At 48.6% G+C, this 15010-nt stretch carries 17 protein-coding genes; 3 read left to right on the top strand and 14 right to left on the bottom strand.

Translation table 11 applies throughout. The annotated features are described in order from the left end of the window. Nucleotides 1–50: 50 nt before the first annotated feature. The 7 genes from FEK42_RS10310 to FEK42_RS10280 all read right to left on the bottom strand — a co-directional run bounded on the left by FEK42_RS10310 (nt 51) and on the right by FEK42_RS10280 (nt 5620). On the bottom strand, nt 51–506 hold the full coding sequence (locus FEK42_RS10310; RefSeq protein WP_135490877.1) for a hypothetical protein: 456 nt from the start codon (nt 504–506) through the stop codon (nt 51–53). Next, nucleotides 503–2782 carry a DUF2773 domain-containing protein gene (locus FEK42_RS10305; RefSeq protein WP_135492501.1) on the bottom strand — a complete coding sequence of 760 codons (2280 nt, stop codon included), beginning with the start codon at nt 2780–2782 and terminating at the stop codon, nt 503–505. The genes FEK42_RS10310 and FEK42_RS10305 overlap by 4 nt, the downstream gene beginning before the upstream one ends. A 144-nt stretch (nt 2783–2926) precedes the next feature. Then, nucleotides 2927–3211, bottom strand: a complete 285-nt coding sequence (gene ppnP / locus FEK42_RS10300; RefSeq protein WP_064527100.1) for a pyrimidine/purine nucleoside phosphorylase — start codon at nt 3209–3211, stop codon at nt 2927–2929. A 71-nt stretch (nt 3212–3282) separates the two neighbouring features. Further along, on the bottom strand, nt 3283–3960 hold the full coding sequence (locus FEK42_RS10295) for an AroM family protein (protein ID WP_130206197.1): 678 nt from the start codon (nt 3958–3960) through the stop codon (nt 3283–3285). A gap of 253 nt (nt 3961–4213) precedes the next feature. After that, nucleotides 4214–4405, bottom strand: coding sequence for a protein YaiA (gene yaiA, locus FEK42_RS10290; RefSeq protein ID WP_130206195.1), 192 nt, complete (start codon nt 4403–4405; stop codon nt 4214–4216). A gap of 28 nt (nt 4406–4433) precedes the next feature. Continuing rightward, complete coding sequence (aroL, locus tag FEK42_RS10285) at nt 4434–4979, bottom strand: shikimate kinase AroL (protein ID WP_130223263.1); 546 nt, start codon at nt 4977–4979, stop codon at nt 4434–4436. A gap of 182 nt (nt 4980–5161) precedes the next feature. Then, nucleotides 5162–5620 carry a YaiI/YqxD family protein gene (locus FEK42_RS10280; RefSeq protein WP_130223265.1) on the bottom strand — a complete coding sequence of 153 codons (459 nt, stop codon included), beginning with the start codon at nt 5618–5620 and terminating at the stop codon, nt 5162–5164. 119 nt (nt 5621–5739) lie between these two features. Here FEK42_RS10280 and proC point away from each other — a divergent pair, with 119 nt between their 5' ends. Then, nucleotides 5740–6549 (top strand): pyrroline-5-carboxylate reductase, encoded by an 810-nt coding sequence (gene proC, locus FEK42_RS10275; RefSeq protein ID WP_130206189.1) that lies wholly within the window; start codon nt 5740–5742, stop codon nt 6547–6549. 16 nt (nt 6550–6565) lie between these two features. Here proC and adrA read toward each other — a convergent pair whose 3' ends face one another. The 4 genes from adrA to iraP all read right to left on the bottom strand — a co-directional run bounded on the left by adrA (nt 6566) and on the right by iraP (nt 9997). Then, nucleotides 6566–7681, bottom strand: coding sequence for a diguanylate cyclase AdrA (gene adrA, locus FEK42_RS10270; RefSeq protein ID WP_130260319.1), 1116 nt, complete (start codon nt 7679–7681; stop codon nt 6566–6568). Nucleotides 7682–7781: 100 nt separating this feature from the next. Beyond that, complete coding sequence (gene psiF / locus FEK42_RS10265; RefSeq protein ID WP_130206185.1) at nt 7782–8102, bottom strand: phosphate starvation-inducible protein PsiF; 321 nt, start codon at nt 8100–8102, stop codon at nt 7782–7784. A 118-nt stretch (nt 8103–8220) separates the two neighbouring features. Next, on the bottom strand, nt 8221–9636 hold the full coding sequence (gene phoA, locus FEK42_RS10260; RefSeq protein ID WP_130260321.1) for an alkaline phosphatase: 1416 nt from the start codon (nt 9634–9636) through the stop codon (nt 8221–8223). A gap of 100 nt (nt 9637–9736) precedes the next feature. Beyond that, nucleotides 9737–9997 carry an anti-adapter protein IraP gene (gene iraP, locus FEK42_RS10255; RefSeq protein ID WP_064527081.1) on the bottom strand — a complete coding sequence of 87 codons (261 nt, stop codon included), beginning with the start codon at nt 9995–9997 and terminating at the stop codon, nt 9737–9739. A 462-nt stretch (nt 9998–10459) separates the two neighbouring features. Here iraP and ddlA point away from each other — a divergent pair, with 462 nt between their 5' ends. Beyond that, nucleotides 10460–11554, top strand: a complete 1095-nt coding sequence (ddlA, locus tag FEK42_RS10250) for a D-alanine--D-alanine ligase (RefSeq protein WP_135492499.1) — start codon at nt 10460–10462, stop codon at nt 11552–11554. A 153-nt stretch (nt 11555–11707) separates the two neighbouring features. Here ddlA and FEK42_RS10245 read toward each other — a convergent pair whose 3' ends face one another. Next, nucleotides 11708–11920 carry a DUF2754 domain-containing protein gene (locus FEK42_RS10245; RefSeq protein ID WP_130237775.1) on the bottom strand — a complete coding sequence of 71 codons (213 nt, stop codon included), beginning with the start codon at nt 11918–11920 and terminating at the stop codon, nt 11708–11710. A gap of 259 nt (nt 11921–12179) precedes the next feature. On the opposite strand from FEK42_RS10245, the gene FEK42_RS10240 reads away from it, so the two are divergent. Beyond that, nucleotides 12180–12488, top strand: a complete 309-nt coding sequence (locus FEK42_RS10240; RefSeq protein ID WP_064527077.1) for a YaiY family protein — start codon at nt 12180–12182, stop codon at nt 12486–12488. 52 nt (nt 12489–12540) lie between these two features. Here FEK42_RS10240 and yaiW read toward each other — a convergent pair whose 3' ends face one another. Both yaiW and sbmA read right to left on the bottom strand, forming a co-directional pair. Then, nucleotides 12541–13635 (bottom strand): surface-exposed outer membrane lipoprotein YaiW, encoded by a 1095-nt coding sequence (gene yaiW, locus FEK42_RS10235; RefSeq protein ID WP_135490874.1) that lies wholly within the window; start codon nt 13633–13635, stop codon nt 12541–12543. 12 nt (nt 13636–13647) lie between these two features. Next, nucleotides 13648–14868, bottom strand: coding sequence for a peptide antibiotic transporter SbmA (gene sbmA / locus FEK42_RS10230; RefSeq protein ID WP_130215390.1), 1221 nt, complete (start codon nt 14866–14868; stop codon nt 13648–13650). Nucleotides 14869–15010 lie beyond the last annotated feature (142 nt).

Here is a 15010-nt window from a genome sequence, read left to right as displayed (position 1 = left end):
CCTCGGTGCGTCTTATCCGGCGTACGAAGCCATGCCAGGCATTAATCTAATCATTCGCTACGTCGGATAATGATTTTTAACGCTGCAATATTGTGTGTTTTACGCCGTAGCTGATCTAACCGCCTCGTCCCGATTCGCCTGTCGGCAGCACGCAGAATATTCACTAACCCCCACTTATCGCTGGCAAACTGTTTCGTTAACAGCTCCGCTTTCGGTGTATCAATATATTCACGCAATAAATCAGAAATTGAACAAATATCCGTCAGGTAAGGATACCAGCAAGTTTCGCCGTGAAAATTTCGCACCCCATGATTACCCACGACAAAATCTTTTGGGTAATCCCAGATAACATCTTGATCCAGAGTGATCCAGTAACGCGGCAAATCGGTGCTTCCACCATTTTGGCTGCGCATTGGATAACGGGTACAGTGAATTCGCAGATTGATGGTCGGCGTCAGTAAATCATAGATTTCCCGCTGTAATTTACTCCAGGGCCGTGACCTCATTTTAATTCCTCAAGCTTATTGCGCGCTTCACTACGAATTTGCCGTGTCGATCCGGTTTTAACTAATTCACGTAATTGTTGTGGATCCGGATGATCGGCAAATAACAGTAAAGACGGCTCCTCTTTTAACCACGCCGTTCTCACCTCAGCAGGCAGTTGCGGGTTGGCAATCGCTCCCTGACGATCCTGCGGTGTAACCAATGTTGTAAATGCGGAAGTCGGCGTATGCGCATTAATCAACGCCGTTTTACGTAATTGTTCATGCCGACTTTGCAGTAATGCCAGCCAAAACTCATCATCAGGCTTATCTGTCAGCTTATCCAGCTCGATTAAAATAACGCTATCATCATCATTCCAGCGACGTAATCCTCTATCACACTGCCTACGATTACTATTTGTCATGTCTGTAACAGACAGCGCCCAGTCAGCATTAAAGCGATATTGCTTATCAAGACGGGCAATAATCTCTGAGGGTAAATCATTTTTATCAAATAACTGATTGCGCATCCGGTAACGATATTCAGCCGGTAAATCAGGCAGCAAATCGATGGCGTCATTGAGCATTGCTTCATCTACCATGCCATTATCAATCAGTTCCAGTTGTATATCATACGCCTGCTCCTGATCTTCTTGCCGTTTGCTCATCATTAATTGCAATGTGCGCTGCCACAATTTTTTCTTATATTCCAACGGCAGCAGTTTATCGTGTGCTAATTTATTCCAGACAGCGGGGTTATCATGATGTGTCAGGAGATAGTTAATCACTTCAGTTGACGTCAGATAACGCACACCTTCACGTAAATATTGTATATCTTCTTTTGCCAGCGACAGTTGGCGCGCTTCAGGTAAAGCAATAAATAATGCCATAACGATATTTTTATGGTCTTTATTATCGAGATACATTTGTTCTGCAATACGTTCAATATCGGGAATACTCATGTTTGCAGAAAGCCGCGTAACTTTGAGTTCCACAAGGGCATGAGCTACGGCTTCACGGACCTTAAGTGATTGATCGTTACTCAGCGCCACGGCTTGTCGTGTAGTCAAATCGGCACCAGCAATTCGTTCGCGTAGTTCATCATCATCGCTATTTATCAGTTCATCCACCACGGATGCAGGCGCCAGCCATGCGTAATCGTACTGGCTGACTAACGTCTTACGCACAATCGGAAACGGACTCTGACTTAATAGGGCAATGATTTCCGGAGAAAGATTATCCTGTCTGGCCTGCTCAAGTTGGACGCTCTCGACAGGCGTCGACATTAATTTTTCATTCACTTCTGGTGAAATATCGCTGTTTTTAATCAGTCCTTTCGCCACTGCCTGGTCTTTAATAAAAGGCGCGGTGAGTAAATGCATTTGCCTGGCGGGCCAACGCTGCGCCATATATTCTCGTGTCTGGTCATCAGGATGCTGTAGCAATTGCAGCATAACATCAGTTGGTAGACTCTCCATGCGAGTCAGAAAACGCGCCACCAGCGGATCTTCATGCTTAACGTTGCCAGCCGCAAATTTTTCGACCTTGCCCTGTTCAATCCACTGCAATTTTTCACTTAACCCCGATACAGGTTTATCGCGAAACAACGGCAATCCCTGGACAATACTGGCCGCTACGCTGTCATAATCAGGATAGGCATTTAAAACATTGTCGGTTTCAATTTCAGTAATCCCATAGAGATCGGGCTCAAACAGCGAATACGCTTTTCGAATATTAGCATCCCAGTCATAATTTTCATTGCTGGTATCTTCGTTGATATAAAACTCAGCGTTATTAACCTCAAATTGCGTCGCCTTATCTGAAACAATAATTCCGCGAGCCGTAATACCTTTCATTACTTCAAAGTTATGATCATTATAATCAGCATAGACTAAACCTTTCGCTTGCATCTCACCTTTGACGTATGCGAAATCATGATTAATAAAGTTATCGACAATCACATTGCCCAACACAATGAGTTGACCATCACCTGCCGAATAATCATCATAATCACCATTAATGGTTAAATCTCCCTTGACCACCAGGGTATGCTTATTACTAAAATTGCTGGGTATTGATAAATCTCCATTATGATAATACCAACGAATGTTATTTTTAAGCATATAAGAGGCTTCCATACTATCATCGGTTTCCTCTTTAACTCCATTACGTTCTTCTGCGGTCATGATATGGAAATCTGACTTAATAAGATCATCGCTAGTGATCCACTCTGCAGCGTAAACATTTTCGGTGGCAATAAATACAACCATACAGATGATCAATATTTTTATTTTATTCATAATCTTCACTGATATTAATATCAACCTTGATAGATTATGAATATATCGAAAATAGAAAAATTAGCAGCAATGGAGATTTTATTATTCGTGAAATAAGGAATATTTCAGAAAAATGCCCTCCCATTCAGACGGGAAGGCGCGATATTACAGATAGCGGCACAAATAGGAGGTCGGTTCGGCAACTTGCAGATGGAACTCGCTGTGGCCGGGAACATTAAATACTTCACCAGCTTCATACACGCGCCAGTCGGTAGCGCCAGGCAGCAAAACATTCAGCGCCCCGCTGACCACCGTCATCTCTTCGGGTTCCGCAGTACTGAACGTGTATTCACCTTCAACCATCACACCGACGCTGGCGCGGCCAGTATCGCTGCTGGTAAAGCCGATCGATTTCACTTTTCCGGAAAAGTATTCGTTACTTTGAAGCATAAACTGGCCCTGTCAGGTGGTTTAACATCTTCTTCACTATAGGGGCCAAAGGTGCTAACTGTCACGTAAAATTACACCAGCAATTCCGCCGCCAGCCTGGCAATCAATACGTTAGAGAGCAAAACAGGTACATCGAGCTTTTTTTGCAGTAAATCGCGATGACGCTGATTAAATCCTAAACAATCCAGCATGATGACATCCGCGCCATTCGCCAGCAATTCTTTCCCGGCATCAACGATTTTCTGTTCAGAATCATGAATGGGATTTCCCAGCGAGAATAGTGGTGTTCTCTGCAAAATTTGCCATTTTTGCGCCTGAACGGCCAAAAGCTCTTCTACTGGAACAATAACACCGACCTGGTGACCTTCAACAATGGAGGAAACCAAGGGTGGGAGAATGCGCAAAGGTTCGAGGAAGATCGTATTTCGCGCTGTCATATTGCTAATGTTGGCCGTACTCATTAGCAAAATAACGTCATAATCCTGATTATCGAGTACCTCAATCACGCTTTGTAGATCACGCTCCACTTTACGGCGTGAAACGTGGGCCAGCTGGTTGTCATTTAATAATGTAAGAATAGTTTCTTCGCCTGCTTCTGGCGCATACTCCGCCATCACCTCTTCGCGGCTTAATTTCCCCAGCAGGCTATGATGGGAAATATTATTTTCGTCAATGTACTCCGTCAGAAGCGGCAAAACTTCATGCATTGGTACAATGCCGATGGTCAGAATCGCCAACGACGCGCTCATTGTCTTCCACCTTTCTTTTTCGTCGTTAATTACCGGGCAAATACTAAGCACCACAGCGGGCGCTTGCCGATGCTACAAATGCAAAAAAGCGTAGCAGCAGACGCGCACGGCATAATGTAAAGATTCCCAATAGTTCCAGTAATGGATTGTTATTGTTTAATATTCTAATTATTTGAAAAACATGAATTGTGAAAAGTGTGATGCAGGTCCGTTGTAATAGCACTCAGAGTCCCTTCCGAGCAGTCTGATGCGGTCACTCTTTATCAGGATCCTCATAGCGTTTTTTAGCATCCATCGCCTCCTGGGCCGTAGGATGTTCGCTGATCAAAGAGTCTGGTTTGGGATGATCGGCTCGCAGCTGATACCAGGTCACAGTCTGTCCTTGCTGGCCTTTTTCTACCGTAACAATTCTGGCTTCTCGGGGATAAGGCGGTTTCGTTGGCATTGTTCTTCCTTATTTCACGGGATGAACATTAAGTATAGGTGCCAGGACAATGACAGTTTGCCGTTTGTGCCAAAGCGGTTCGAATTTCAGAGATCACCTGACTGGGTTCGTTGTTAGCATCGACGATAATATGCGCAACTTCACGATATAATGCATCGCGTTCTTCCAGCACTTCCTGAACTTCTTCACTTAACGGTTTTCCTGTGAGTGTTGGCCGTAAATCCTCTTCTGGCGCTGCTTGCAGACGATTTACCAGCACTGACACCGGCGCGCACAAGTAAACCACAATCCCGTTATTACGCATGTAGTGGCGATTAAATTCCGTCAGAATAATACCGCCGCCCGTCGCGATAACGGTGGATGGTGCAGTTACTGCTTCCAGAGCGGCGCTCTCCCTGGCGCGAAATCCTGCCCACTCTTCCCTTTCGACGATCTCTGCTACCGTCATATTGAGTTGTGATTGCAACCATTGGTCGGTATCAACAAACCGACAGTTGAGCGAATCGGCAAGGGCCATTCCGACCGTTGTTTTACCACAGCCCCGAGGCCCGATCAGAAAAAGAGGTTGTGTCATCGTGGGTTTTCCCCAAAAGGTCGCAATGCGGCGAAAGCCGGTTTCGTAAGAATAACGATCATACCATCAAACTAGTACAATTTCGATTGTAAAGAAATAATTCCACTTAAGGAGCGAACTTCAATACATTCCTTACTATATCAAGAAATGAGCGAGAAAGAAGTGTAAATAATATATTACATTTACGAACGGTTACGTTGAACTTCCAGCCACCATTTTTCAAGTTCAGCCGCAAATGCCTGGCGGTCACGTTGCGAAAGGCTATCTGGTCCTCCGGTCTGGATGCCGCTGGCTCGTAGGGTATCCATAAAATCGCGCATCGTCAGACGTTCACGAATAGTCGCAGGTGTGTACCGTTCGCCACGCGGATTAAGTGCTGCCGCGCCTTTCTCGATGGCTTCAGCAGCCAAAGGAATATCTGCGGTTATTACCAAATCGCCCGCCTCACACTGACGTACAATTTCATTATCAGCCACGTCAAAACCTGCCGCGACGCGCAGCGTGCGAATAAACCGCGATGGCGGCACGCGTAAACTCTGATTTGCCACCAACACCAGCGGCATCTGCATACGTTCTGCCGCGCGATACAGAATCTCTTTAATTACATTGGGACACGCATCGGCATCCACCCATATTGTCATAAGGCTATCCTCTGTTGGGTAATCTTCTATTGTGTCGCGCTTTTGCCTTCCGGCATAGTTCTGTTTATGCTTCTGACCAGGCGCTTTTCAAAATAATGAATTCACGGCAGGAGTGTGCAATGGAAAAGAAAATCGGTTTTATTGGCTGCGGCAATATGGGAAAAGCCATTCTCGGCGGTCTGATTGCCAGCGGTCAGGTCCTTCCAGGGCAAATCTGGGTGTATACCCCCTCCCCGGATAAAGTTGCCGCCTTACATGAACAGTTTGGTATCAACGCCGCAGAATCGGCACAGGAAGTGGCGCAAATCACCGATATCGTCTTTGCTGCCGTCAAACCGGGCATCATGATTAAAGTCCTTAGCGAAATCACTTCCAGCCTGAATAAAGACTCTCTGGTGGTTTCTATCGCCGCAGGCGTTACGCTCGACCAACTTGCCCGGGCGCTGGGTCACGACCGGAAAATTATTCGCGCCATGCCGAACACCCCCGCGTTGGTCAACGCCGGGATGACATCCGTAACGCCAAACGCGTTGGTCACTCCCGAAGATACTGCCGATGTGCTGAATATTTTCCGCTGCTTTGGCGAGGCGGAAGTCATTGCTGAGCCGATGATCCACCCAGTGGTTGGCGTGAGCGGTTCTTCGCCAGCCTATGTCTTTATGTTTATCGAAGCGATGGCCGACGCCGCCGTGCTGGGCGGGATGCCACGCGCGCAAGCATACAAGTTTGCCGCCCAGGCGGTAATGGGTTCCGCGAAAATGGTGCTGGAAACCGGCGAACATCCGGGCGCCTTGAAAGATATGGTCTGCTCACCAGGAGGCACAACCATTGAAGCGGTACGCGTTCTGGAAGAGAAAGGATTCCGTTCCGCGGTGATCGAAGCGATGACGAAGTGTATGGAAAAATCAGAAAAACTCAGCAAGTCCTGATGACTCTCGCCGGACGTCAGGCCGCCACTTCAGTACGGTTACGTCCGGCTCTCTTTGCTTTGTAGAGCGCCATATCAGCCGATTTCAGCCACTCACGGTAGTGACTCATTTGCGGATTCAGCGGCGCGATACCGACGCTTATCCGTAATATCACCTGCGGCGTATTTGGCAGGCGTAATGCATTTAATCCTTCATGTACACGTAACATGGCAGTAATGGCGTTTTCGGCTGGCGTACCTGACATAATCACCGCAAATTCATCACCACCAAAACGACCAATCACATCGCTGCCACGCAGGGTAATTTGTAACTGTCGGGTAAGGGCAACGATTGCTTCATCACCGACATCGTGACCCCATGTATCGTTGATACTCTTAAAATGGTCGATATCAATAATCAATAGCGTCGCATCGCGATTGTGTCGGCGACAGTTATCAAACTCATTACGTAGCATGATTTCCCAGTGACGCCGGTTGTAAACGCCCGTCATGCCGTCGCGGGTACTCATGACCTGCAATCGTCGTTTATGTTCAGCCAGTTTGGTCGCTGTCTGGTAGCTGACCCAGCCAAACAGCAGAGGATAAATGACGATAATGGGAAGGGAGAGCCACCATTCCAGCGGCGCACTCTTGAGCGACACCGTGATCCCCGTGAGTTCGAGTGTGACAAGGCAGGAAACGACCATCAACACCAAACCGGCGACAAACAGACGGGGGCCCCCTGCCCCCATCAAATTCAGGCACATAATCATCAGCATTGCGATCGAAGGCAGCACGTTTACGCCCATCACGCCTACCCACATACCGGCTAACACTGCATCAGTTTTTAAGTTGTATATTTCCCGGCCAAGCGGATCAACGGCCCTGCTCGCCAACTGCCAGGCTAAATGCGGCCAGACAAATGCCCAGCCAACCAACACCAGCCACCACCAGCCTGACAGCGGGTGCGAAACCAACGTCGAGGCGATTGGTAAGAACATCCCAGCCAGTCCTACCGCTCGCGGTAGTCTGACGCGACGGGCGAAGCGCAGCCCGGATCGCTGATGTTCGTTTTGAGGAGCTAATGGTGGTATCTCCCCGTGTGCCGCCGCTTTTTTGAAAAAATTTTCATCATTCATTATTTTTGGGAACATTCAGAAACAATTTTCCCAAATTATAGAGATGGGGCGAAAGGCGGGAGTATGATATTTCGGGTGAGCCATTTTCTTAACTCACCCGTTAGCACTATAGGTTTTACGCGGCTTTCTTGAGGCAAGTACTCATAAACTTATTACGATCATCACCTTTCAGAGATTGCTGCGTCGCCTGACTATTACATTCGCGCATCTTCTGCTGCTGCGGCGTCAAACTCTTTTCACCGGGCGCAGATTTGCTGTTCTTCAGGCAATCACTCATGTATGTCTTACGGGCATCTCCTTTCAACGCCTGCGCTGTCGCCTGTTGATTACAGGAGGTCATACGCTGTTGTTGTGGGGTTAACGTTCTCTCGGCAGCGCCGACAGTGGTTAAAAAAACCAGGCCGAATAGCAGGGTAACCAGTAATGTTATTTTCATAGCACCATCCCTCTTCACATTTTAACCAGGAGCGTTTGCGCCCTTGATCTGCTTTTAAGTCTGGTTGCTAACAGCAAAAAAACCACCCGACAGCCAAAATTAGCCGCCGGGTTCGGTGTTATTTCAGCCCCAGTGCAGCTTTCATGGTGTAGAAGAGATCGGTCTGATCGGTCAAACCAACCACATTCGCAGCGTGCGGACCATATGCAGCAATACGCAACTGGCTACCGGTATGCTCTTGTGAATCCTCTTCGGAGTTCCCGTAACTCATCACCATCACTGCGCCATCTTTGGTGTTTAACGCCTGAGTCAGACCCGGCGCTTTGGTATCTGGCGCGACAATCTGGCTGGCGTGGGCGTGGTCAGCGGTGACCACCACCAGTGTGTTGCCATCCTTTTTGGCAAATTCCAGCGCCCGCTGTACGGCTTCATCGAGATCTACCGTTTCGCCAATTTGGCCACAAGGATTCGCGGCGTGATCCTGTTTATCGATCGACGCACCTTCAACTTGCAGGAAGAATCCTTTCTCATTTTTGCTCAGTAGTTCAATGGCTTTATCGGTCATCTGCGCCAGCGTAGGCACACTGTCATTGCGTTGCGGATTCGGGGTGCAGGTGACTGCGGGCTTATCGATATTACCGTGGTACGTTGCTTTCGGTCCTTGCCAGCGCACTGGCATATTGCCGTCAGCAAACAGCCCAAGCAGGGGTTTTTGCTGGTTCGCTTCCGTCACCGCATTCAGCGATGCGGTATCGCTGACTAACTGATAACCACGCGCCTGCGCCTGTTCACGCAGCGTTTTTCCCTGCCATTCACCGGCGGTAGCCGTTTCAGCAAAGGTTTTTGCGCCGCCGCCTAGCGTAACATCTGCACGGGCGTTAAGCAGTTGTTCAGTAATCGATCCTTTTCCACCTTTTTCCAGCGCGTTGCTCGGGCATTTTTCGCTGGTAACGCTCGGACCATAGCATTTGCGCGAGGTCACATGTGCCACTAGCGCGGCGGGAGTGGCATCCTGTATTTCAGCCGTTGAAACGTTGCCGGTCGCCAGCCCTGCGGCTTTTGCCAATTCCAGAATCGTTGGATGATCTTTTTCATGAATATCGACACCCAGCGCGCCGTTATACGTTTTGACGCCAGTTGACCAGGCCGTTGCAGACGCTGCGGAGTCGGTCACGTAGTCTGGTTTTCCGGTTTTTTTATCCAGCGCATAATGGGTGTATTGTCCGGTAAGCGGCAAGGCATCGATCCCTTTAAAAAAACCGCCCGCGCCTTCAGCATAATTGCGTGCGGCAGTGATTTCCGAATCCCCCATCCCATCACCAATCAATAAAATAATATTTTTCGCGGGTTTATCGCTAAGAGAATCGCGTAAGGCAGCGGTCTGATCGCTCGTTAATCGGCGAGCGCCGCCAGGCGCGGTAATATCCCCCTGTGCCGCCCGGTTTTCCAGAATTGGCATCTCTGGGGTCCGGGCTTTAGTAACAGGGGTAAACAGTAACGGCAAGAGAGCCAGTGCAATAGTGCTTTGTTTCACTTTATTTTCTCCATGTACAAATACATTAAAAAATAAAAACAAAGCGACTATAAGTCTCTGGCATGACAGCATTATGACAACTGTTGGAGGGCTTAACTTTTTACTGACGAGGATGCCTCAATAACTTCTTTACGTAATCGCGCAGCAGCTCCGTATCGTCATCAGGAATGCTGGCATCGGGCTTTACCGAGTATAGCGCCCCTTCAACCTGATCAATCAACCGCTGTTGGTCATTTTGCGCCATATTGCGAAGCATCGCAGTAACGATAATCTCTAGTGCTTCGACCTGCGCGCACAATTCTTTCGACTCCTCTTCCTTTTGGGCAAGCTTAAATAACAACTCAGCAATGAGATTTTTCATATCTGTATTTCCTTATCCAAAGTATGGAGAAGTTAACATTATGTTTCACAACTGCATAGAGTCTTGATGTAGTATTTTTATGACAGAGGAAATAATTTTAGCAAATATTTTTTTCACATTTATCAGCGAAACGTTTCTCTATTTTTAAATAATTCCACACATAAAATATAGGTATACAATTATTAATGTTTTTTATAATAAAAAGTTATGGAATATATACTCTTGGTTAACTTATTATTACGTATAATAACCATCCAGGCTGCAATTCACACCAGGAATAAATTAGTTTCCCGTTCATCATTTTTGTGATCTTACGCACATAATTTAGTCAGCGATGAATCTTACCCCGCAAGCTGCACGGTTTATCAGCAGAAGATTGCAACAAACTGTCAGAAGGCCGCGAATCCCCCGTTTTGTCGTGGTAATGTATGCTCTTTGTGTTCTACGGGATAGGTTTTTAAGATGGAAAAACTGCGGGTAGGAATCGTTTTTGGTGGAAAGTCAGCAGAACATGAAGTGTCTCTGCAATCGGCAAAAAACATTGTCGATGCCATTGATAAAAGTCGCTTTGACGTTGTGCTGCTGGGCATTGATAAACAAGGGCAATGGCACGTCAGCGATGCCAGCAATTATTTGCTGAACGCAGACGATCCTGCCCATATTGCGCTGCGCCCTTCGGCCACCAGTCTCGCGCAGGTGCCGGGTAAACATGAACAGCAACTTATTGATGCGCAGAACGGCCAGCCGTTGCCGACGGTGGATGTCATTTTCCCAATTGTCCACGGTACGTTGGGTGAAGATGGTTCCTTACAGGGAATGCTGCGGGTCGCCAATCTACCGTTTGTCGGTTCCGATGTTCTGGCTTCTGCTGCATGCATGGATAAAGACGTCACCAAACGTCTGCTGCGTGACGCTGGATTGAACATCGCGCCATTTATTACCCTGACGCGCGCCAATCGCCACAAAATCAGCTTCGCCGAAGTGAAGTCTAAACTTGGGTTGCCGCTGTTTGTAAAACCAGCTAATCAGGGTTCCTCTGTTGGCGTCAGCAAAGTGACCAGCGAAGAGCAGTATGCCCTTGCTGTCGATCTGGCGTTCGAATTCGATCACAAAGTGATCGTTGAGCAAGGGATCAAAGGTCGTGAGATCGAATGTGCGGTTCTGGGTAATGACAATCCGCAAGCCAGTACCTGTGGCGAGATCGTACTGACCAGCGATTTCTACGCCTACGACACCAAGTACATTGACGAAGATGGCGCGAAAGTGGTGGTTCCTGCGGACATTGCGCTGGAAATCAACGATAAGATTCGGGCGATTGCCGTTCAGGCTTACCAGGCGTTGGGATGTGCTGGCATGGCGCGTGTAGACGTCTTTTTAACGCCGAAAAACGAGGTGGTGATCAACGAGATCAACACGCTGCCAGGGTTCACTAACATCAGTATGTATCCGAAGCTGTGGCAAGCCAGTGGTCTGGGCTACACCGACCTGATCACACGTTTGATTGAGCTGGCGTTGGAGCGTCACGCAGCGGATAACGCATTGAAAACCACCATGTAATATTCAAACGCCCGGTAATATTTTTATTGGGCGTTTAATACTAATGGCAAACGTAAGATTGCCTGACAGGCCAACCAGATTTTCGTAAGCGGATAAGGCGTTCACGCCGCATCCGGCGCAATTTGTCAGCATTCCCGACCGCCCAATCCACTGTTATTGGGCGTTTTCAGTATCGTCATCGCGACGGCGAATAATCAGTCCCGCCAGCCAGAAGCTAATCACCCACGTCACCAGCCCCACCGCGTAGGTCTGCCAGCCTTTTGCTTCAAACCCCAGCAACCCCACCACGCCATTAAGAATGAATATAAGGCCAATGGCGAACGCATAGTAATGCCAGTCGCGGCGGATTTTTACAGGCAGATTCATGGCAGCTCCGTTAACGAAAAACAACATCCTTGCATATTCTGCAACATCCGTCTGTGGTGTAGACAGCATTTCCAGAACCGTTAAGAAATTTAACTTAAGGTTGCAATTTTGTGAGTCATGACGAAGATTCTCGCTTCGGGAATATTCCCAACATCAATTTACCATGATTCTGATATTGACAATCCCAATGACCTGTCAGACTTGCCATAAGCCGCTGGTATCACACCAGAAGAGAAGCAGATGACTTCCGGAGGTTTTTATGGCTGATTTCACCCTGTCAAAATCGCTGTTTAGCGGAAAATATCGCGATGCCTCTTCAACGCCTGGCAACATTGCCTATGCATTGTTTGTGCTGTTTTGCTTTTGGGCTGGGGCGCAATTGCTGAATTTGTTGGTGCATGCGCCAGGTGTCTATGAGCGTTTAATGCAGGTCCAGGAGACAGGCCGCCCACGAGTGGAAATTGGTCTGGGAGTCGGCACCATTTTCGGGCTGATCCCGTTTTTGGTTGGCTGCTTCATCTTTGCGGTGGTTGCGGTGTGGCTGCACTGGCGACATCGCCGCCAGTAAGATTTATTTTGCCAGATGCGACGTAAACATCTGGCCTACGATTACCTATTGGTCACGGCCTCATACAGCGCGCTCGTCTTTCATCGACGCGCTTCGCAAACCATGCGGTGGTAAGGTTACGGGTGATTTTCGGGCTTTCCAGTTGAATACCGGGCAACATTTCTCGCGGTAGCGATTTACCCGTTTTCGCTTCGGCGAGTTGATAAACCTTCTTATACAACGCCGTCTCTTCAAAAGAGAAACTATCCCCTTTCTCGAGCTGACGACGAATTTCGCTGTCGCTCATTCCCAGTTTGCCCGCCAGCTTACGCGTCGCCAGTTCTGTTTTACCCGGCTCTTTACTGTCATAACGAATCAAATCACCATCCAGCGCCAGCTTCACGCCGCTGGCTTTGCTGACCGCATTCTGAAACGCGGCATTACGACTGGCGTACCAACCGGCATTAAAATCGGCGAAACGGAAAATCGGCGCGCTATAGCTGGCAGGATAATTGAGTAAATGGTAAGTCCCGAACCATAATCCGCCGCGACGACTGAAGACCTCCTGACGTACCGTACCGTCCATTTTCCACGGATACCCCCTGGTATGCTGTTCGGCAAAAGCAATGCTGACCTGCATCGGCCCACCGGTGCGCACCGGGTTAAGCGAACCAAACAGCGTCTGCCCCATCGGCACCATGCTGATCAGATCGTCAAAAATTGCACTCAACTGCTTTTCCGTGCGCACGGAATCTAACCGTTCGCTGTAGCTTTTGCCGTTCGGCGATTTGATTTTTAGCGCGGTATGAACCAGAAAAGCAGGAATGTGCATTCGTTCGGCGCGGCGGTCAATCTCTTGCCAGGCGATTTTACTTAATCCAGGAACGACCGGATCCGCCTGATAATTTGACTCCTGTTGCGCCACCGCCAGCACCGAGCAGACATTTTCCAGTGTCGGTGCCAGCCCCTGGCTTTCAAAAGTGGTGGCAAGATCTTTCGCCCAGGCATCGCGGTCTTTTACGCTGGCGGGTAACTTCTGCCGCACCACGCTCGCCACATCTATCGCTTTTTCGCCCTTTTTCAACGGCTGTGGCGCCTGACTGCTACACCCCGCTAAAACCAGAACCGCCAACAACGAAAGCGAAGACAGATGGTTGACTCGCGACATTACCTCTCCTTTTTAACTCAATGTATGGGTTACTTCCTGAATTTTGTCATTATCCAGTTCATGTTCAAAGCTGCGCAGACGTTTGTAGATCGACATCAACTCGACCAGCGTGGTCCATGAGTTAATCAGATACTGGAAAGCGCCGCGAACCTGACCAAAAACGTTGGTGATTTGGGTCATCAGGCCGAGCGTAATCGTACCGGCAACAATCGACGGAAACAGCAAGAACAAACCGAAAACGTTATCGACCTGCAGGTAGAGAATGCGGGCGATGTTGAAATACATATAGTGAAAATAGAGGCGGAAATAGTTCTTCCGTACCGCGCTGAACAACTCGCGCACCGTTGGCGGTGTCGCACGCGTGGCGTCGTCTTCACCATAGACCAGCTCTTTACGGTAAGCTGCTTCTACTCGCTGGTTTTTAAACTCAAGTCCCGGCAGTTTGATCCCCACAACCGCCAGTAATCCGGTCCCCATCAGCGACCAGATAATCGCGGCAATCACCAAACCATACGGAATGTGCCCCACAATCGGCAACTCTGGCACGTGCGCGGAGAGCGTCACCAACACCGGCAAGAAGGCGATCAGCGTCATGATGGCATTAATAAAGCTGACGCCCATATTCTCAAGCGTTGAAGCAAAACGCATGGTGTCTTCCTGCACACGCTGCGCGGCCCCTTCGATATGGCGCAGTTGCTGCCAGTTCGCCATGTAGTATTCGTTCATCGCCGTACGCCAGCGAAACACATAGTGGCTGACAAAGAAATTGTTCAACACACTGATAACCACCGCGATCAGTGCTATCCCCAGAAAGACGCCCACTTCGCGATAAAACTGTTCGATGGTCACTTTATGCGGCGAACTGAGCGCGGTTTGAATCAGGTCATAAAACGGTGCATACCAGGCGTTAACTGCAACCCCAACTTCCACCAGAAACCAGGTCACGAAGATAATTAGCGCAGTGCCGAGTATTGACCAGTATTGCCAACGATGTGGGCTGTAGATAAACCAGAACAGCGCGAAAAGTCCTACGCAAACAATGTAATAAGCGTAAAAAACCAAGAAGTCTAACGACCAGAAACGGGCAGCGCTAATCGGTATCTGCCCAGAAGCCCCGGTGATGTGGGCAACCCAGTCACCGCCTCCGGCTTGCCAGAAGATGACGGCAATCAATGCCCAAACAAAGGCCGAGAGAAAAAAGGCTCCCGGTTTTGGGAAAAAAGACTTAAACATATGCTCTCCTGCTAGCTTCTTATCGTTTTAGCAACTGCTGTGTATTAACCGCATGGCCGCTTCAAAGAATCAGCCAAATGAAACCGCCCATTGTGACCAGCCGCGGGGCGCTTAGTTCGTCCTCCTGACGGGAAGAATTGTT

This window comes from Escherichia sp. E2748 (assembly GCF_005781125.1).
In the GTDB taxonomy this organism is placed as follows: domain Bacteria; phylum Pseudomonadota; class Gammaproteobacteria; order Enterobacterales; family Enterobacteriaceae; genus Escherichia.
The sequence above is the reverse complement of the archived record's forward strand: the minus strand, read 5'-3'. Positions and strand labels throughout refer to the sequence as shown.

Excerpts from the sequence above, each read along its gene's own strand:
- yaiA (WP_130206195.1), bottom strand. The coding sequence starts at position 4,405 with ATGCCAACGAAACCGCCTTATCCCCGAGAAGCCAGAATTGTTACGGTA.
- FEK42_RS10310 (WP_135490877.1), bottom strand. The coding sequence starts at position 506 with ATGAGGTCACGGCCCTGGAGTAAATTACAGCGGGAAATCTATGATTTA.
- aroL (WP_130223263.1), bottom strand. The coding sequence starts at position 4,979 with ATGACACAACCTCTTTTTCTGATCGGGCCTCGGGGCTGTGGTAAAACA.
- FEK42_RS10240 (WP_064527077.1), top strand. The coding sequence starts at position 12,180 with ATGGCTGATTTCACCCTGTCAAAATCGCTGTTTAGCGGAAAATATCGC.
- proC (WP_130206189.1), top strand. The coding sequence starts at position 5,740 with ATGGAAAAGAAAATCGGTTTTATTGGCTGCGGCAATATGGGAAAAGCC.
- FEK42_RS10305 (WP_135492501.1), bottom strand. The coding sequence starts at position 2,782 with ATGAATAAAATAAAAATATTGATCATCTGTATGGTTGTATTTATTGCC.
- psiF (WP_130206185.1), bottom strand. The coding sequence starts at position 8,102 with ATGAAAATAACATTACTGGTTACCCTGCTATTCGGCCTGGTTTTTTTA.
- FEK42_RS10295 (WP_130206197.1), bottom strand. The coding sequence starts at position 3,960 with ATGAGCGCGTCGTTGGCGATTCTGACCATCGGCATTGTACCAATGCAT.
- ppnP (WP_064527100.1), bottom strand. The coding sequence starts at position 3,211 with ATGCTTCAAAGTAACGAATACTTTTCCGGAAAAGTGAAATCGATCGGC.
- sbmA (WP_130215390.1), bottom strand. The coding sequence starts at position 14,868 with ATGTTTAAGTCTTTTTTCCCAAAACCGGGAGCCTTTTTTCTCTCGGCC.
- FEK42_RS10280 (WP_130223265.1), bottom strand. The coding sequence starts at position 5,620 with ATGACAATATGGGTGGATGCCGATGCGTGTCCCAATGTAATTAAAGAG.
- yaiW (WP_135490874.1), bottom strand. The coding sequence starts at position 13,635 with ATGTCGCGAGTCAACCATCTGTCTTCGCTTTCGTTGTTGGCGGTTCTG.
- adrA (WP_130260319.1), bottom strand. The coding sequence starts at position 7,681 with ATGTTCCCAAAAATAATGAATGATGAAAATTTTTTCAAAAAAGCGGCG.
- ddlA (WP_135492499.1), top strand. The coding sequence starts at position 10,460 with ATGGAAAAACTGCGGGTAGGAATCGTTTTTGGTGGAAAGTCAGCAGAA.
- FEK42_RS10245 (WP_130237775.1), bottom strand. The coding sequence starts at position 11,920 with ATGAATCTGCCTGTAAAAATCCGCCGCGACTGGCATTACTATGCGTTC.
- iraP (WP_064527081.1), bottom strand. The coding sequence starts at position 9,997 with ATGAAAAATCTCATTGCTGAGTTGTTATTTAAGCTTGCCCAAAAGGAA.